Source organism: Rahnella woolbedingensis, assembly GCF_003602095.1.
In the GTDB taxonomy this organism is placed as follows: Bacteria; Pseudomonadota; Gammaproteobacteria; order Enterobacterales; family Enterobacteriaceae; genus Rahnella; species Rahnella woolbedingensis.
In genome coordinates this window covers 247,728-264,100 of the sequence record NZ_RAHH01000001.1, presented here as the reverse complement: position 1 = coordinate 264,100, position 16,373 = coordinate 247,728, and the positions used below count along the sequence as shown (strand labels likewise).

Below are 16,373 nucleotides of genomic sequence, written 5' to 3'. Positions count from 1 at the left end.
CGCTTCACTGAACAACCGGGAAGTGGCAGCCTGATCACTCAGGCAAAATACTCTCCAGGAAAACCGGAGCGGTTCAGGTCAACGTTTTTCTTTGTCAGTAACATTTCTTCCTGGGCAACCTTGCGTATGTTGGGAATTTCACTCTTTAAATATTTTTTATAGGTTGTTTTATCGACAGTGATATTCCAGCGTTTACAGCAATGATCACGGCATGCAGCACCCACGCAATTGAAATGGCTCACATAGGAAGGTTCACTGACCAGAATTTCTTTCATGTTCGATTCCGAAAAATTAGAAAGGTAACACCCAGTTTAAATAAAAAGTCTTTAACCCCATCAAGTAAAAAGGCGGCCAAATGGCCGCCTTTTGTGAGGATGAAAGCTGAGCAGTATTTATTGCAGCAGGGACAGCACAGATTGTGGAACCTGGTTAGCTTTAGACAATACTGAAGTACCCGCCTGCTGCAGGATCTGCGCACGAGACATAGCAGAAACCTCAGTTGCGTAGTCAGCATCCTGAATACGGCTCTGTGCAGAAGACAAGTTGGTAGTGGTGTTGCTCAGGTTAGTGATCGCAGAATCGAAACGGTTCTGAACCGCACCCAGTGAAGATCGGAAGGTGTCGACTTTCGCGATAGCGGCGTCGATTGCAGCCAGCGGATCGTTGCTTGATGCGCCAGTGAACTGAGTAGCAGTCGCGATATCAAAGGTAGCGGTGGCAACAGTTGTTGCAGTTGCGCCAGCGCTGTTTTTCAGAACGTCAGTACCATTGGTACCAGCCTGGAAGTTTTTACCCTGAATAGTCACAAAGCCAGCAGCATTACCTGTTGCATCAGTCCCAACCTTTACCAATGCGCCAGTCTTGCTTGCAGCAGTCACACCGTTTGCAGAATCACTGTAAGCAACGTTAGAGGTGTTCAAGGTCACATCACCGGTAGCTTTGTTAACAGATGCTGCGTAGTAGTCACTGCCATATTTAACAGCGTAGGTGTTAGTTGCAGCACCGGTGCTGTCCTGAATGTTAACCAAAGACAGGCTGGAAGCAGCAACAGTTGAACCAGTAGACGTTGTCAGTGAAGCCGCTGCTGCAGACAGGTCAACAGCAGAAGGTGTTGCAGAAGTATCGCCAACCTGAGTGATGGCATCGCTGGTTTTCAGTGCGTTGCCCGAAACAGAGAAACCTGACAGACCCAAAGTAGAAGAGTCAATTTTCTGCAGGTCGATGGAGATAGTCTGGCCATCGTTAGCGCCAACCTGAATTTTCATGGTCTGGTTAGAAGCCAGTACATTCACGCCGTTGAACTGGGTCTGACCAGATACACGGTCGATTTCAGACAGACGTGAAGTGATTTCGTCCTGGATTGAAGTCAGGTCAGAAGAAGAGTTGGTGCCGTTAGCAGCCTGAACAGACAGTTCACGAATACGCTGTAAGTTGTTGTTGATCTCGCTCAGTGAACCTTCAGTGGTCTGCGCAACGGAGATACCGTCGTTGGCGTTACGTGAAGCCTGAGTCAGACCGTTGATGTTTGAAGTGAAGCGGTTAGCAATCGCCTGACCCGCTGCATCGTCTTTTGCGCTGTTGATACGCAGACCAGAGGACAGACGCTCGATAGCGGTACCGAGTGCGGACTGGGATTTGTTCAGGTTGTTCTGAGTCATCAGAGACAGCGTGTTGGTATTGATAACTTGAGCCATGAGTGTATTCCTTCAAATCTGGTTAAGGGTTCGGGCTTATTGCCCACGGCGTTCATCACCGTCCAAACTTGTATCGGCGCTACACCCGCAACCTTTAGAATTATTTCTCAAAAAACGTCGATTTCTTACTTTGAGAATTACCCTTCCTTATACCGCCTATTCACGCCATTACTTTTTGTTGCATTCCATTAAACTTTTTCTCCGTCGTGCCGATAGGGCTTAAAGACTCTTTTATACCCGACGTAGTTGGGGTGCAGTAAGACGACTAGAAGTGAGGCATTGACTAAGGTCAAAAACAGGTGATCGGACACGATGCTTTTGCTGCGCACTCAGGTAAGAAAGGTAATCAACGTTTAAAGGATATTTATGGCCACTATCTCTTCATTAGGTATCGGTTCAGGTCTAGACCTCACCACCTTGCTGGATAACCTGACGACCGCAGAAAAAGGACGTCTGACGCCAATTTCAGCAGCGCAGTCGACTTATAGTGCTCAACTGACCGCGTATGGCACGCTGCAAAGTGCAGTACAGACCTTTGCTGATGCCGCGACAGCGTTAGCGTCTCCGGACGCCTATGGTGCGACGACTGCAACTTCCAGCAATACATCAGCATTTAACGTCACGACGATGACCGGCGCAGCTGCAGGTAAGTATTCTGTTTCCGTCACTCAACTGGCCGCTTCTCAAGCTCTGATTTCAGCTTCTCAGACCAGTAATACCGCGGCGTTGGGTGCAACGACTTCTGGAAACTCGCGCACCCTCACAATCAGCCAAGGTGATGGCAGCACACCGCTAAGCATTAATCTCACCGACGACCAGACCTCTCTTACTGGTGTCCGTGATGCGATCAATAAGGCCGGTGGTGGTGTCACTGCCAGCATCGTAAAAGTCTCTGACAGCAATTATAAATTGGTACTCAGTTCCAACAACACGGGTACAGATTCTGAAATGACAGTCGCCGTAACAGGTGATGATCAGTTGAACAATATTATTGGCTACGATTCATCCACCGGTACCGGTGCAATGACTCAAAAAACACCGGCTGCCAATGCACAACTGACATTTAACGGAATTGACCTCGAGCGTCAAAGTAACTCCATTGATGACATCCAGGATGGTATTACGTTAAATCTGACGGATACCACTTCAAGTCCGGCAACGCTGACCATTGCCAAAAATACCAGTACAGCATCGACGGCGATAAATACCTTTGTTACTGCATACAATGCGTTGCAGGATACCTTCACCAGTCTGACAAAGTTCACTGCCACCGCCACGAATTCTGACTCTTCAGACAGTACCAACGGTGCGCTATTGGGTGACAGTACGTTGCGTACAATTCAGACGCAGCTTAAGTCGGCTATCGGCAATGCTAACGGTTCTGGCTCCATCAGCACACTGGCGAGCATCGGGATTACCACAGACCCGACCACAGGTAAGTTGACTGTTGACAGCACTAAACTTAATACCGCTTTGACCAGCAACACCGGGGCAGTGCAGGCGATGATGGTGGGTGACGGTAAAACGACCGGTGTCATGACCAATATCAGCAAATTGAATGCCACCTTCCTGAACACAAGCACGGGCACCATTGCCAATGCTGAGACCTCAGTGAATAACACGCTGAAGAGTCTGACTACACAGTACAACGCCGTTAACGACAGCATCACCGCCACTATCGCGCGTTATAAAACCCAGTTTACGGCTCTTGATGTGACTATGTCCGCGCTGAACAGTACCAGTACGTATCTGACTCAGCAGTTCGCAACCACCAGCTCCAGTTCATTGGGATCATAATTTATGTATAACGCGAAAGGAACTCAGGCCTACGCACAGGTAGGCCTTGAAAGTGGCGTGATGAGCGCCACGCCATATCAGCTGGTCACGATGTTATTTGACGGGGCGCGCAGCGCCCTGATCCGTGCACGCATTTTTATGCAGCAGGACAGTATTGCCGAAAAAGGCAAATCACTGTCTATGGCCATCAATATTATCGACAGCGGATTAAAAGCCGGATTAAGTCGTGAGAAAGGCGATCCTGAATTAGTGGATAACCTGGAAGCGCTTTATGCCTATATGGTCCGTCGTTTATTACATGCCAATTTACACAACGATCAAGAGGCCATCACGGAAGTGTTGGCCTTGCTTGAAAACATCGCCGATGCCTGGCGGCAAATCGGCCCAAACTATCACCCGTCGCAGGACCAATATAATGGATCAACATCAGTATCTGGTTAATGAATATCAACTGATCCTGTCTTTAAGCGAGCAGATGTTGCGGCTGGCGAATGAAGAGAAGTGGGATGAGCTGGTCGAGCTCGAAGTCGGTTATGTTAAAGCAGTAGAAGCAACGACGAAGTTACCGATGTCAGAACAGACGTCGATCATGGTTCAGAATGATATACGCCGTTATTTGCGTATCATTCTGGATAATGAGAATACCCTTAAAATGTTATTACAGGCACGGATGAATAAACTCACCGAGCTGATTGGTCAGTCAACACGACAACAACAAGTGAATACGACTTACGGAAAAATCGATCTCCGTTCGATTGCTTTTGGCGGTCGCCAATAATTATTAATACTAAAAAAATTAAAAGTTAAGTTTTGTTTTATTTTTCCAATATTTCTTGTGCAAAACGTTTTCAGAGGCAGAGAGCGCCTGGCTGCCAGGGCTGGCACTCTCTGGTCTTCTCTTATGACACACGAACCCTCCGGCAGCCTGTGAGTATCAGCCAAGCGGGAAGTTTTTATCAGGCAGCCAGCATTAGATTGCGGTCGTCTTTTTCGGGCATTATCAACATGGTTCGTAAAATAAAAGTGACACCAGGGATAGGAACTATTTCACTGCTTATTCAGCACAGTGAACTTTTTATTCATGATGTTTATATTAATAAGCCACAGTTGATCCTTGTTCAGAATGGCAGTCTTTCAATAAACTATCAGGAACAACAGGTTACGCTACAGTCCGGCGAAATGCTGGTATTGAACAGCGGACAAACCCTGAGCCTGACGCACCATCTTTCCGATAACGGTCCGTTCAGCTGTGCCATTATGGCGTGGGATCATCAGTTACTCACCGATGCGGGATTGCATGCCTTCGGTTTTAGTCCCCCGCTCATCAGCGTCGAAAACTTGCAGGTTATTCCACATATCCCCGGCGCCTTTAAACAAAGCTTTACCGACACGCACAGCGCCATTCTCTGGCATCACGGCCTGCCCGCACCCATTACCCGCCACCGCATGATCGAACAATTATTATGGTTATCGCAGCTCGGTGTACGTTATTCCCTGCGACACCCTGAAACCGTCACGGAGCAGGTGCGGGAATTGTTAATTAATAATCTGCATAAATCTTTTACGGCGGCAGAAGTGGCCGAAAATCTGATGATGAACGAGGTGATGTTGCGCAGGCGTCTGGCGGCGGAAAATTGCGTGCTAAGAAATCTGATGATTGACGTGCGCATGACCCATGCCCTGCGGCTGTTGCAGTGTACGGATCTGGCGATTTCCCATATTGCCCATCAGGTCGGCTATGAAAGCGGATCCCGTTTTGCTGAGCGTTTTCGCAAACGATTTGGCTTCGCCCCTACTGCCATTCGCGGACATTTACGCCCTCTTTCGGCTCAGACCCAAGGCACAACCGAAGAGTTATAACAATTCATACCAAAGTGCCACACAACAAAACCTTGAGTAACATCACACAATAATTGATTACCAGATGTTAACGGAATATTATACCCGCCGTTATTTTTAGTCATTTGCAGGGGTTGGTTGTGCACGTTTGGTGGGAAGTTATTAAGACGATTTACTGGGGCGGACTGGGCATTGCGGTGCTGTTCACCCTGCTGGTGAGCCGCGACACGATTAAAATAAGATTGTTAACCTCCGGCATTATCGGTTTCACCTGGCCCATGAGCCTGCCCGTGGTGATGCTGTTCTCTCTGTTCTGATCCCTTTGCACAAGACTGATGCCAAAAGAAAACCCGGCCTGACCTGAAAGGGTCTAAACCGGGTTCTGAATAACGCTTTTTTTGACTGGCCTGACTCTTTATTTACGGGTCTGAACCCAGAAGCCGTGGATCAAGCCCGGCAGATAACCACACAGTGTCAGAATAATGTTCAGCAAAAACGCCCCGCCAAAACCATTACCTATCAGCACGCCCAGCGGCGGCACCAGAATGGTGATTAACACTCTCCAAAAACCCATACTTATCTCCCTTTGGTTATCATTAACTTAATGATAGACCATGCCCTGTGAGCAGGACATCAGATGAAACCTAATTGATAAGCTCTAGCATAATTTCTACGTCACGACGGGCCTTTTCCAGCAACTGAACATCCCCGTCACGGTACTCAGCGTCTGTGACCTGATGAATCTGGCGCATCTGCCATCTCACCTGATTTTTTTGCTCTTCGGTCATACTGCGGCACATCACGATGATAAAATTTCGCAGCATCATCTGTTGCATGGCAGTTTCTTCGGCGTGTTTATTGACCGTCATGACCAAATCTATTACATGTTTTTCTGCCATCGCGGGACTCTGCCGGGATAAGTGAATCAGTCAGGCCAGACTAGCACAGGGGCATCGTGGCTAAAGGCTGAGCTGATAAGGTTTAACCCGCTATTTCTGCGCGTAGAACGCCAACATCCTTAAAGCTGATAGCAACTAAGATGCACAACCGCTGAATATGTTGTAAGAGGAATGTCACACTCACATAAAAATAAAGAGTGATTTTCATCACATTTTTTCAGGATAGCCATACCCTTCACCTCTCGTGCTCTATAATTTTAATGAAATTTAAAAAGTGTCACGGGTAGCCTGCAGCGCACCCATTTGCAGTGTCTTTTTGCAGTCTTTCAGATGATCTTTTCCAGGTGAAACGAGTTTGAAACTTGTTGTCAGGATAATTACCCCCGTTGGGAAAAGGAGGATGCATGTCTGAATATCATTACTTGTTAGTTGGAGGAAGCCGCAACGGACAACGGCATGTCGATAAATGCCATCAGTTTTCGTTGTGCTTTTGGGAAGATGCATCAAAGCACGCAGAGCGCGAATTTTACGGTAAACAAAATGAGCGCTACAAAGTGAATCCGGAAAAAGGGGCAGACGGGAACTGGTATCTCGTTGGCTATTGCGGAAACTGTTCGAAAATCAAGGCTGATGAATTGAGTACCCAGGCGCTGACCAAGCACGTCAAGCCCCTGATGTAACAAGCAGCAGAATACGTTGAAGTCATTTAACCCCGCCCGGTTCGCGGGGTTTTTGCTTTCAGGCCGCCATCCCCTGAATGTTTCTGGCAAAGAAAGCGACGTGCCCCCCCAGCGTAAAGTGCGCTTCGTGATGTCCAAGCCTGCCCAGTGGTGCGATGCGCAGGATTTCGCCTTCAAACTCGCCGTCCTGAATACTGGTGATCATCACATCAAGCTGATAACTGGCCGGATGGACACCCACCGGAAACGTGAGTAATTTTACCCGGTCGCCTACCTGAAACCGTGTCAGTAACGGCAACGGCGCCTGTTCAAACAGATCCTGATCCATATGTGACTCCTTGTTTTCCAGTGAGATTAATTAAAGGATAGAATATGTCACCGCGTCCTGCCGGATACCGGCGTGAAGCACTTCTCTCTTTCAGCATTTATCGTGCTCAAAAACATCATTAAGGATTGGCCGTGAAAAAATTAACGCCACAGCAATGCATCATACTGACCGGTTTTACCGGCATTCTGCATGGCGAATTTGAGTGGTTTCACGAGGATTTAGAAAAGCGTCTGGGCCGCGAAGTTCAGACCTCTGAACTGGGTTTTCCGGAATTTATGCAAGAGTGCCGTGGCCTCTATGAAGAAGATTTTAACAACCTGATGCCTGATTAAACTGTTGTCTGTGATTAATCAGCTGATAGAAAAAGAAAGGCCGGACAGTGTTACCTGCCCGGCCTTGGTTGTTTTCAGCGTCATGCTTTAAGGTTAGGGTTTGATGATCCCCCGGATGAAGTTCTCATTCACCCGGATGACGTTCCCCGTCTCCACATTAATGACCTGATATTGCACCGGCGTAACCTCATCCAGCACAGCGATAACTTCAAACAAACCTGGTGTAAAAGTAAGCGTGACAAAAACGCCAACAGGATAGACAGCCATAATTTTATCCTTACTATCAATTTCTTATATTTTACTTCTTCGCACCCTGAGTGATCATGCGCTTTCTATTAATCACACAGAGTTATTTCATTGTATACATTAATCACATCTGATAAATGTTACTGAAATGAATTAGGTATAACGTATAGAAAGAGCATGCCGGTTGAAAATCAGACAACTCTGACAGACGTTTCAGAAACATCACTAAAACTTACAATCTTCCGCAATTTGCAAGGCTTTCGGGCCACAGTTCACGCCTTTACTCCCTTGTTTTTGGCGTAATTTCGGTTAAGAATACTTGTCCATTTTGTTGCAACGAGAGCCACGCTGTGAGTGCCCAGATTTTCGAAACCGATGCCGCACACCCGCATTTGACCCGGCTTATTGCAGAGCTGGACGCGTATCAATACCCGCTTTATCCGCCGGAATCCTTTCAGGGGATTAACATTACTGAACTCGATGAAGGCGAAATCACCTGCTTCATGGCGAGGGTCGATGACGACTGGGCCGGTTGCGCCTGTTTGTACATTACGCGACAGGGGCTGGCTGAGATGAAACGGGTTTACGTTAGTCCTTTGTTTCGCGGGCAAGGTATCGCATCACTGCTGGTAGCCGCAATGGAAAAGAAACTGAAAGCGCTGGGACACCGGGAACTGTATCTGGAAACGGGAGTATTTCAGGAAAAGGCGATTACCCTGTATGAGAAACTGGGGTATTCGCGCACGCAGGCGTTCGGAGATTATCAGCAGGCACCGGATCCGCTCAGCGTTTATATGATGAAAGCGGTGGCATAAAACGTCGCAGGCGGGAAACAAATATCTCCATAACGCTGCCTTCTGACAGTGTTATGGAGACGCGAAAAGCCATTACATCAGTACGTTGCTTTTCGTTGCAGTGAGATCATTGGAAGGAATAACCCACTTTTTGAAGGTGATAACAAAGTATTCTTTGCCCTTGGTGATTTTCGCACCCCGGTCACCGCATTCCAGCGCGAGTTTAAAAAACTCATCACTGTTTATATTAAAAGCCAGTTCGACTTTTTTCACTATACCGGAATTAAGCAGGTCTTCGGCTTCGTGCAATGATTTGGCCTGAATGACTGACATAAATACCTCGTGAGAACGGATTGGGTTTGTGTTTGCCCCAACAGGTTATTTCACTTTTGTTTCGTAATTATGACAGTCTCGTGAACCTTCAGAATTTTGCCTATTCATTGAACAAAAAATGTTCATTCCGTGCAATGAATCACATCTAGCTGAGACGGAAATGTTTGTCCGGCATTGGCGTATCCGGCAGCTGCGTCTGGTTATTCATCTCACGCAAGTTAATCTCGATATTGGTACACATCGCATCCATCGGCAGATGATTGTTGGCATAACCAAAAGGCATCTCCAGCTCTTCTGCCAGCGTGTCCAGCGACAGGAACGTGTAGGAAATAAAGCCAGACACCAGCAACGTCATGTAATGCAGGTCAACCACCAGCGCGAATGGCAGCAGGCTGCAGAACAAATAAACCGTGCGGTGCAGCAGCAGGCCGTAAGCAAACGGGATAGGCATACTGACGATCCGCTCGCACCCGCCGACCACCTGAGAAAGCTGTAACAGCGTGGTATCCATGTGCGCATACACCACGTCTGAAAATTCTCCGGTCCGGCGGCGTTCGGCCAGCCATTGCGACAGGCGCAGCTGCACCATGTTGGTTTGTGCGCGACGCGACAGAATGTCTTCCGCATCATCGCCCAGCAAACGTTCGAGATCCGGGCGCGGATCGCTGTGACGCAGCTGATGTTTTAGGCTGTAACAAAATGCGAGCAAAAGTGCCGTCACACGCTGCGCTTCCCCGGGACAAACAGCCATCACCTGGCTTTGTAACGTGCGGCAGGCAATCAGCAACCCGCCCCACAGCTGCCGGGCTTCGATATAGCGTGAATAAGCCACACTGTTTCGAAAACCGAGGAAGATAGCGATGGACACCCCGAGCAGGCTGAAAGGCGCCAGCGTGAGCTTAACGCCCAGCGTCTCATACCAGGGCAGGCTGAGGATGGCAGCCAGTGACATCAGCAGATTAAGACTCAGACGGAACAAAATACTGGGCAGGACCGAGCCATGCCAGGCGAACAAACGCAGGAACCAGTGACGGGGAGGACGGATTATCATTTTGTGCAGGTGCTTTATGCAGGTGAAGCGATTTTTTTTGCGATTCTTGCAAATAAACCTGCACATGCAAAGGACATTTTTGTGACATTGGTAACATTTTTTCTGGAAAGCACCTACAATCAGTTACATTGTAATAATAACGTAACTAAACAATTTGCAACAATTCTTCACAACGCCTCAAGTTTTGCTCTGGTATTGTCGATAATACAGATAAGTGATTATTACGAAACTAAAGGTTTCCACGTTTGGCTGTAATATTTTAACGATAGACTATGATCAGCTGATGGGAACTCACACAAAAATTCGACATACAAGAAAGGAAAAGAGCTTTGATATATCTGATTATCATCATAGCTGTTGTCGTTTTCATGGTATGGTACGTCTTGAAAGCGGCAGTAAAAGATATCGATAACGATTATTGATAGTTCAGCTTTTAAACCTCGCTTTGCTATCCATGCAACGTGAATTGACAGCATTCATTTCTGCTCTACGGTTTTCCATTGAGGCTTCCCATAACCCCTTCCGGACTTGTAAGTTTCCCACACACATTCTCTGTGCTTCTGAAAAATTTTGTCATCCTTTAAATCTGCATTAACAATGTTTTACATCTATTTGAAAAACTAAGTTATGGCATACTGACATAATTCCTTAACAAATGTCGAACCCACAGAATGACTTATACATTATTAGCTTTACTGATGATATTTACGATTGCATCACCAAAATTCATAGTAACAAAAACAATGGTGACTATAGTCACACTTCTGGCCTTTGCCTTTTGGTACATATCAAATATGTTCACAGGCAACGGTGTTAATGATGCTGTGTTTTACCACTTACAAAACAGTTCAGAAGGTGTTTCAGTAGATGACCTAATCCCAAAAATTAAAGTTGCTTCCTTTTTTATAGCAATAATTTTATTTCTTATTATCTATTGCACTCTGATTAAACTGAAAAAAATAAAATCATTGCATCTACCAATATCATCCTCCCTGTACTTAATGGTGCTTATTTCTGTTATATTTTCATCATTTTCAATCAACATTTTCAATGCCACGAAAGAATCTTTTTTCAGTAAAGGCAATGCAGCCGCAGTTAAAAGTGAATATCTCATTCCAGATAAAAATCTGGATAAGAAATATAACTATGTTTTCATCTATGCTGAAAGCTTAGAGAGAACATTTCGTGATTTAGAGGGTGAAAACTACCTGCCGCACCTCAGTGCCCTGGCTGATAACTATGCAGACTTCACCAATATAATACAACCTGCCAACCGGGGTTTTGGTTGGACAATGGCCGGCATGGTGAATACCCAGTGCGGTATACCATTAGTAATGGCTCAAGGAAATGCTGGGGAAAACTTATCAGAGTTTCTTAATAATGCCAATTGTGTAGCAACATGGTTAACTAATCAGGGATATAACACAGAATTTCTTAGAGGCAGTGATAAGGAATTTGCTGGCGGTGATAAATTCTTTTCGCAGCATGGCTGGAGCAGACAAGATGATCTGAATTATTTTGTCAAAAATGGTCTGGCATCACCTGATCAGATAAGTAGTTGGGGCGTTCACGATGGCGTTCTTCTCAATCATGCCTGGATGGAGTTTGATCGTCTTACAAAATCCCAGCAACCATTCCTTCTATCATTCCTGACTGTGAATACACACTCGCCTGATGGCTTATTACTTTCCGACTGCAAGAATAAAGTTGGAATTAAGACCGGCTACGCGATGTTATCTGCGGTTCAATGCTCTGACTATTTGCTTGCTGATTTCATAAAAAAAATAATAAACAGCCCATCTTTTGACAACACGATTATTGTTCTCGTATCAGACCATCTTATGATGGAAAATGATGCCAGCGCACTGCTCGATAAACATAAAGACCTGAGAAGAAACAATTTCATTATCATTAAAAAGGGACTTAAACCTGTCAAAAACACTACTGCCGGTACTTTGATGGACGTATGGCCTACAGTACTCGACATTTCCGGATCTCAAAACAAATCCCTTGGTTTTGGCAGGAGTCTTAATAACAACGAAGAAAACAAATATGTCGCTGATTATAAATTAGGGAAGAATGCGGACTACTTGGCCTTTGCATCAGACCTATGGGGTGTAACATCCCTTAAAGACAAGACATTCCAATCTGGAGATAAACTTCAGATAGGATCGCAAAAATTTTCGCTCCCCATTTATTCGCCGATAAGTGAGAGCAAACTCAATTTTTTATGGTTTGAAGCCTTCGCAAAAAATATCTTTAAAATCACCTCAGATAATCATTCCTTTTTCTATGCAAACCTCTGCAAAAACATCGGAATAAATGAGAATGCCATATGTGGATACCTTGTTTCGCCTGACACAATCACAAAACTAAGAATCACCCCGCAGGGTATAGTCTCAAGTAAAAAGTCGAACTACCAATCTGTATTTTTCAAGCGCAATATTGAAGGAGTATCGTCAGCGCCTTTCTTTATGGAAAGTGGCTTCTCCGCCCCCGGCACTAATAACGGCCTTCCGAGCGGAATCAATTTCCTCTCTCCGCAGAACTCATCTTTTAAAATAGAACTGAATTATCAGACTTGTACGGGCGCTGTAGTTGATGACAATGCAGTACAAAATCTCATTGGGAAAAATAAAGTCTCAATAATTGCCTCAAGTGACTCTATTATTTGTAGCGGTGAAAATGGCTATATAAGTCTCAATGGTATATTTAAAAGCGATGTATTTTCATCCGTACAGTTTAGACAGCAAATCATCGGAGTAGTTAAGGATGGCAAAAGCGAATTCATTAAAGGTTTGCCTGGTGTTCCTTTAGATGCTTTTATTGATACAGATAAAGGTAATCTGATAAGCGTATGTAAAGCATTTAATGATTGCTGACACAGAGAGTTAGCTTAACGGCCAACAAAAAGTTGGCCGTCGCTATTATGAGTAAAATTTAGATAATGAAAAATCATTATCTAAAAAACTCATCAGATATAAATACAGCCCCTATGACGGATGGTAGTGTATTGCTCCATTCCGCCTGGATGAAGAAAAATCAGAGCATTTACTTGAAATTAACCGGTTACCCCCCTACACCGACATATTCATCACGTCCTGATACGCCGCCACCAGTTTGTTTCTCACCTGAACACCCAGTTGCAGAGAAATCGACGATTTTTGCAGATCGACCATCACATCGTTCAGGCTGACGCCGGGAACGCCCATCTCCAGCTTTTCAGATTCCAGTTTCGCGTTGTTCTGCGTCTCGCTGATTTTGCCTAATGCCGCTTTTAATTCGCTGGCGAAACCGGCTTCTGACGCGGTATCGGTCTGCGGTGTCGCGCCAGCCTGGATCGCAGTGGCCTGCATCTGCTGTAAAACGCTCTCAATGCCTTGAATTGACATGTTTTCTCCGTCTGTCGGGGTGTCACGGTACAAATGGCCTATTTCATGGAATGACACCCTATCACATCAGTTTTTTCCTAAACGCGGTAATTGAACCTAAAAACCATGGCTTATCGGGCCATTAACTTTGCCTTGAGGGGCAAATAATGGCTCACCTAGAAAATAGGCCTGCCTTTACGGAGGACTGAAAAATGTCACGCTTCAACGATTGCGCCACCTGGGAGTCTGTTTTGTTAAGAGACAACATGAACACCACCATCCAACAGCTAAATAGGGATCTTGTATGAGTTCCGCAATAGCCGGCGCAGAAACCCCTCGAAGCGGTTTTACTGCGTTGCTTAATCGCCTGCGCGCCAACCCAAAAATTCCTATCGCCATCGCTGCTGCGGCTGCCGTGGCTATTGTTGTTGTCATGATGCTGTGGGCCAAGCAGCCTACTTATAAGGTGTTGTTTAGCAACCTTGGTGATCAGGATGGCGGCGCCATCGTCACTCAGCTGACTCAAATGAATATCCCTTATCAGTTTTCTGATAATGGCGGCGCGCTGCTTATTCCCGCCGATAAAGTGTATGAAACACGTCTGAAACTGGCTGCCGCCGGTTTGCCAAAAGGCGGCGCAGTCGGTTTTGAACTGATGGATCAGGAAAAGTTTGGCATCAGCCAGTTCAGCGAGCAGATCAACTATCAGCGCGCGCTGGAAGGTGAACTCTCCCGCACTATCGAAACACTCGGTCCGGTGTCCAGCGCCCGTGTGCATTTAGCCATTCCTAAGCCTTCCCTGTTTGTCCGTGAACAAAAAAATCCCTCCGCTTCCGTCACCCTGAATCTGCAACCGGGTCGCGCGCTGGATGACGGCCAGATCAACGCCATTGTATATATGGTATCGAGCAGCGTTTCAGGATTGCCACCGGCAAACGTCACCGTGGTTGACCAGAGCGGTCACCTGCTGACGCAGTCCGATAACAATGGCCGCGACCTTAACGCTTCCCAGCTGAAATACGCCAACGAAGTGGAAGGCCGTCTGCAACGTCGTATCGAATCCATTCTGCAACCGGTGGTCGGCAACGGTAACGTTCACGCGCAAATTACCGCGCAGATTGATTACGCCAGCCGCGAACAAACCGATGAGAATTACCAGCCGAACGGTTCTGCGGATAAAGCCGCGGTGCGTTCACGTCAGTTAAGCACCAGTGATCAGATTGGCGCCTCTGCCGTCGGTGGCGTGCCGGGCGCGCTGAGCAACCAGCCAGCACCGGCTGCAACCGCGCCGGTGACCAATCCACCTGCTGCAAACAATGCCAACGGCGCACAGAATCAGGCCGGTAACAACGCGCAGAACACCGCCAGCAATACCAGTTCATCAGGCCCGTCTAACCGCCGTCGTGATGAAACTACTAACTACGAAGTGGATCGCACAATCACTCACACCCAGCACAGTGCCGGTGCCGTTCAGCGCCTGTCTGCTGCTGTTGTCGTCAACTATCAGGTCGGCGCGGACGGTAAAGCCAAGCCACTGAATGACGATCAGCTGAAGAAAATTGATGATCTGGTGCGTGAAGCGATGGGCTTCTCGCAGGAACGCGGCGATACGCTGAACGTGGTGAACACACCGTTCAACGAAGCGGCAGACGACACCGGCGAACTGCCGTTCTGGAAACAACAGTCGTTCTTCGATCAGATGCTCAACGCCGGTCGCTGGTTGCTGGTGCTGATTGTTGCCTGGCTGCTGTGGCGCAAGATGGTTCGTCCGATGCTGCGCAAACAGCAGGCAGAGAAAGATGCCGCTGCCGCCGCAGCGCTGGCAGCTTCCATGCCACAGCCTGAAGGGAGCAAACCGGTCAAACTCAGCAACGACGAGCTGGAGAAACGTAAACGTTCACAGCAGCGCGTCAGCGTCGAAGTGCAGACTCAACGTGTTCAGGAGCTGGCCGATAAGGATCCTCGTATCGTCGCCCTGGTTATCCGCCAATGGATGAGTACCGAACAACCATGACTATGACCGGAACGGAAAAAAGCGCCATTTTGATGATAACGCTGGGCGAAGACCGCGCGGTGGAGGTGTTCAAACACCTCTCCCCTCGCGAAGTGCAGCAAATCAGTGGCGCGATGGCCAACATCCATCAGATCTCAAACAAGCAACTGGCGGAAGTCCTTAACGAGTTTGAAGACGAATCCGAGCAGTACGCGGCGCTGAGTGTGAACACCAGTGAATACCTGCGTGCGGTTCTGACCAAAGCGCTCGGTGAAGAACGCGCATCGAGCCTGCTGGAAGACATTCTGGAATCGCGCGAAACCACCAGCGGCATGGAGACACTGAACTTCATGGAACCGCTGATGGCGGCCGATCTTATCCGCGACGAACATCCGCAGATTATCGCCACCATCCTGGTCCACCTCAAACGGGGTCAGGCGGCGGATATTCTGGCGCTGTTCGACGAACGTCTGCGCAACGACGTCATGCTGCGTATCGCCACTTTCGGCGGTGTCCAGCCGGCGGCGCTGGCGGAACTGACCGAAGTGCTGAACAACCTGCTCGACGGCCAGAATCTCAAACGTTCGAAGATGGGGGGTATTCGTACTGCGGCAGAAATCATCAACCTGATGAAAACGCAGCAGGAAGAAGCGGTTATCGAAGCGGTGCGTGGTTACGACGGCGAACTGGCACAGAAGATTATCGACGAGATGTTCCTGTTCGAAAACCTGGTGGATGTGGACGACCGCAGTATCCAGCGCCTGTTGCAGGAAGTCGAAGGCGAATCGTTACTGGTGGCACTGAAAGGGGCCGAACAGCCACTGCGCGACAAGTTCCTGCGCAACATGTCCCAGCGTGCGGCCGATATCCTGCGCGACGACCTGGCGAACCGCGGGCCGATGCGCATGTCTCTGGTCGAAAACGAACAGAAAGCCATTCTGCAGACGGTTCGCCGCCTGGCAGAGTCCGGCGAAATGATGGTTGGCGGCGGCGAGGATTCCTATGTCTGATAACCC

At 47.6% G+C, this 16,373-nt stretch carries 21 protein-coding genes; 12 read left to right on the top strand and 9 right to left on the bottom strand.

Going from position 1 to position 16,373, the window contains the following annotated elements; translation table 11 throughout:
• Positions 1 to 38: 38 nt before the first annotated feature.
• Both D6C13_RS01245 and D6C13_RS01240 read right to left on the bottom strand, forming a co-directional pair.
• Positions 39 to 275, bottom strand: a complete 237-nt coding sequence (locus D6C13_RS01245) for a hypothetical protein (protein ID WP_120131025.1) — start codon at positions 273 to 275, stop codon at positions 39 to 41.
• A 117-nt stretch (positions 276 to 392) separates the two neighbouring features.
• Positions 393 to 1,694: a FliC/FljB family flagellin gene (locus D6C13_RS01240; RefSeq protein ID WP_120131024.1), complete on the bottom strand. Its 1,302-nt coding sequence runs from the start codon at positions 1,692 to 1,694 to the stop codon at positions 393 to 395.
• Between the two features lie 366 nt (positions 1,695 to 2,060).
• Between D6C13_RS01240 and fliD the strand changes: the two genes are divergently transcribed.
• The 5 genes from fliD to D6C13_RS01215 all read left to right on the top strand — a co-directional run bounded on the left by fliD (position 2,061) and on the right by D6C13_RS01215 (position 5,647).
• Positions 2,061 to 3,491: a flagellar filament capping protein FliD gene (gene fliD, locus D6C13_RS01235; RefSeq protein ID WP_120131023.1), complete on the top strand. Its 1,431-nt coding sequence runs from the start codon at positions 2,061 to 2,063 to the stop codon at positions 3,489 to 3,491.
• 3 nt (positions 3,492 to 3,494) lie between these two features.
• A complete protein-coding gene (gene fliS / locus D6C13_RS01230) occupies positions 3,495 to 3,932 on the top strand; it encodes a flagellar export chaperone FliS (protein WP_120131022.1) in 438 nt (145 codons plus the stop codon).
• Complete coding sequence (fliT, locus tag D6C13_RS01225; RefSeq protein WP_120131021.1) at positions 3,907 to 4,269, top strand: flagella biosynthesis regulatory protein FliT; 363 nt, start codon at positions 3,907 to 3,909, stop codon at positions 4,267 to 4,269. Before fliS ends, fliT begins: the two co-directional genes overlap by 26 nt.
• Positions 4,270 to 4,496: 227 nt before the next feature.
• A complete protein-coding gene (locus D6C13_RS01220; protein WP_120131020.1) occupies positions 4,497 to 5,351 on the top strand; it encodes a helix-turn-helix transcriptional regulator in 855 nt (284 codons plus the stop codon).
• Positions 5,352 to 5,470: 119 nt separating this feature from the next.
• Complete coding sequence (locus D6C13_RS01215; RefSeq protein ID WP_112291764.1) at positions 5,471 to 5,647, top strand: GhoT/OrtT family toxin; 177 nt, start codon at positions 5,471 to 5,473, stop codon at positions 5,645 to 5,647.
• Positions 5,648 to 5,745: 98 nt separating this feature from the next.
• Here the strand turns inward: D6C13_RS01215 and D6C13_RS01210 are convergent, their stop codons facing one another.
• Positions 5,746 to 5,904, bottom strand: coding sequence for a YqaE/Pmp3 family membrane protein (locus tag D6C13_RS01210; protein WP_015690040.1), 159 nt, complete (start codon positions 5,902 to 5,904; stop codon positions 5,746 to 5,748).
• A gap of 70 nt (positions 5,905 to 5,974) precedes the next feature.
• A complete protein-coding gene (locus D6C13_RS01205) occupies positions 5,975 to 6,229 on the bottom strand; it encodes a hypothetical protein (protein ID WP_112291766.1) in 255 nt (84 codons plus the stop codon).
• 404 nt (positions 6,230 to 6,633) lie between these two features.
• Between D6C13_RS01205 and D6C13_RS01200 the strand changes: the two genes are divergently transcribed.
• Positions 6,634 to 6,909, top strand: a complete 276-nt coding sequence (locus D6C13_RS01200) for a hypothetical protein (RefSeq protein WP_120131019.1) — start codon at positions 6,634 to 6,636, stop codon at positions 6,907 to 6,909.
• Positions 6,910 to 6,967: 58 nt separating this feature from the next.
• Here D6C13_RS01200 and D6C13_RS01195 read toward each other — a convergent pair whose 3' ends face one another.
• Positions 6,968 to 7,237, bottom strand: coding sequence for a hypothetical protein (locus D6C13_RS01195; RefSeq protein ID WP_120131018.1), 270 nt, complete (start codon positions 7,235 to 7,237; stop codon positions 6,968 to 6,970).
• Positions 7,238 to 7,368: 131 nt separating this feature from the next.
• Between D6C13_RS01195 and D6C13_RS01190 the strand changes: the two genes are divergently transcribed.
• A complete protein-coding gene (locus D6C13_RS01190) occupies positions 7,369 to 7,569 on the top strand; it encodes a DUF7736 domain-containing protein (protein ID WP_120131017.1) in 201 nt (66 codons plus the stop codon).
• Positions 7,570 to 7,662: 93 nt separating this feature from the next.
• Here the strand turns inward: D6C13_RS01190 and D6C13_RS25530 are convergent, their stop codons facing one another.
• Positions 7,663 to 7,836, bottom strand: coding sequence for a hypothetical protein (locus tag D6C13_RS25530; protein WP_162940724.1), 174 nt, complete (start codon positions 7,834 to 7,836; stop codon positions 7,663 to 7,665).
• 329 nt (positions 7,837 to 8,165) lie between these two features.
• On the opposite strand from D6C13_RS25530, the gene D6C13_RS01185 reads away from it, so the two are divergent.
• Positions 8,166 to 8,630: a GNAT family N-acetyltransferase gene (locus D6C13_RS01185; RefSeq protein ID WP_120131016.1), complete on the top strand. Its 465-nt coding sequence runs from the start codon at positions 8,166 to 8,168 to the stop codon at positions 8,628 to 8,630.
• 72 nt (positions 8,631 to 8,702) lie between these two features.
• On the opposite strand, the gene D6C13_RS01180 is transcribed toward D6C13_RS01185, so the two are convergent.
• Positions 8,703 to 8,942 carry a hypothetical protein gene (locus D6C13_RS01180; protein ID WP_120131015.1) on the bottom strand — a complete coding sequence of 80 codons (240 nt, stop codon included), beginning with the start codon at positions 8,940 to 8,942 and terminating at the stop codon, positions 8,703 to 8,705.
• Positions 8,943 to 9,087: 145 nt separating this feature from the next.
• Entirely contained in the window at positions 9,088 to 9,993 is a 906-nt protein-coding gene (locus tag D6C13_RS01175) for a bestrophin family protein (RefSeq protein WP_120131014.1), read from the bottom strand.
• Here D6C13_RS01175 and D6C13_RS25525 point away from each other — a divergent pair.
• Positions 9,943 to 10,248, top strand: coding sequence for a hypothetical protein (locus tag D6C13_RS25525; RefSeq protein WP_167457962.1), 306 nt, complete (start codon positions 9,943 to 9,945; stop codon positions 10,246 to 10,248). The two genes, D6C13_RS01175 and D6C13_RS25525, sit on opposite strands and share 51 nt — an antisense overlap.
• 416 nt (positions 10,249 to 10,664) lie before the next feature.
• Entirely contained in the window at positions 10,665 to 12,875 is a 2,211-nt protein-coding gene (locus tag D6C13_RS01165) for a phosphoglycerol transferase I (RefSeq protein WP_120131012.1), read from the top strand.
• A 195-nt stretch (positions 12,876 to 13,070) separates the two neighbouring features.
• Here D6C13_RS01165 and fliE read toward each other — a convergent pair whose 3' ends face one another.
• Complete coding sequence (gene fliE / locus D6C13_RS01160; RefSeq protein ID WP_120131011.1) at positions 13,071 to 13,385, bottom strand: flagellar hook-basal body complex protein FliE; 315 nt, start codon at positions 13,383 to 13,385, stop codon at positions 13,071 to 13,073.
• 283 nt (positions 13,386 to 13,668) lie between these two features.
• Between fliE and fliF the strand changes: the two genes are divergently transcribed.
• Entirely contained in the window at positions 13,669 to 15,378 is a 1,710-nt protein-coding gene (fliF, locus tag D6C13_RS01155; RefSeq protein ID WP_120131010.1) for a flagellar basal-body MS-ring/collar protein FliF, read from the top strand.
• Complete coding sequence (fliG, locus tag D6C13_RS01150; RefSeq protein WP_112291784.1) at positions 15,375 to 16,367, top strand: flagellar motor switch protein FliG; 993 nt, start codon at positions 15,375 to 15,377, stop codon at positions 16,365 to 16,367. The genes fliF and fliG overlap by 4 nt, the downstream gene beginning before the upstream one ends.
• Positions 16,368 to 16,373: the final 6 nt, after the last annotated feature.

Coding starts and splice junctions, on each gene's coding strand:
- D6C13_RS01245 (WP_120131025.1), bottom strand. CDS start 275: ATGAAAGAAATTCTGGTCAGTGAACCTTCCTATGTGAGCCATTTCAAT.
- D6C13_RS01240 (WP_120131024.1), bottom strand. CDS start 1,694: ATGGCTCAAGTTATCAATACCAACACGCTGTCTCTGATGACTCAGAAC.
- fliD (WP_120131023.1), top strand. CDS start 2,061: ATGGCCACTATCTCTTCATTAGGTATCGGTTCAGGTCTAGACCTCACC.
- fliS (WP_120131022.1), top strand. CDS start 3,495: ATGTATAACGCGAAAGGAACTCAGGCCTACGCACAGGTAGGCCTTGAA.
- fliT (WP_120131021.1), top strand. CDS start 3,907: ATGGATCAACATCAGTATCTGGTTAATGAATATCAACTGATCCTGTCT.
- D6C13_RS01220 (WP_120131020.1), top strand. CDS start 4,497: ATGGTTCGTAAAATAAAAGTGACACCAGGGATAGGAACTATTTCACTG.
- D6C13_RS01210 (WP_015690040.1), bottom strand. CDS start 5,904: ATGGGTTTTTGGAGAGTGTTAATCACCATTCTGGTGCCGCCGCTGGGC.
- D6C13_RS01205 (WP_112291766.1), bottom strand. CDS start 6,229: ATGGCAGAAAAACATGTAATAGATTTGGTCATGACGGTCAATAAACAC.
- D6C13_RS01200 (WP_120131019.1), top strand. CDS start 6,634: ATGTCTGAATATCATTACTTGTTAGTTGGAGGAAGCCGCAACGGACAA.
- D6C13_RS01195 (WP_120131018.1), bottom strand. CDS start 7,237: ATGGATCAGGATCTGTTTGAACAGGCGCCGTTGCCGTTACTGACACGG.
- D6C13_RS25530 (WP_162940724.1), bottom strand. CDS start 7,836: ATGGCTGTCTATCCTGTTGGCGTTTTTGTCACGCTTACTTTTACACCA.
- D6C13_RS01180 (WP_120131015.1), bottom strand. CDS start 8,942: ATGTCAGTCATTCAGGCCAAATCATTGCACGAAGCCGAAGACCTGCTT.
- D6C13_RS25525 (WP_167457962.1), top strand. CDS start 9,943: ATGCCAGGCGAACAAACGCAGGAACCAGTGACGGGGAGGACGGATTAT.
- D6C13_RS01175 (WP_120131014.1), bottom strand. CDS start 9,993: ATGATAATCCGTCCTCCCCGTCACTGGTTCCTGCGTTTGTTCGCCTGG.
- D6C13_RS01165 (WP_120131012.1), top strand. CDS start 10,665: ATGACTTATACATTATTAGCTTTACTGATGATATTTACGATTGCATCA.
- fliE (WP_120131011.1), bottom strand. CDS start 13,385: ATGTCAATTCAAGGCATTGAGAGCGTTTTACAGCAGATGCAGGCCACT.
- fliF (WP_120131010.1), top strand. CDS start 13,669: ATGAGTTCCGCAATAGCCGGCGCAGAAACCCCTCGAAGCGGTTTTACT.
- fliG (WP_112291784.1), top strand. CDS start 15,375: ATGACTATGACCGGAACGGAAAAAAGCGCCATTTTGATGATAACGCTG.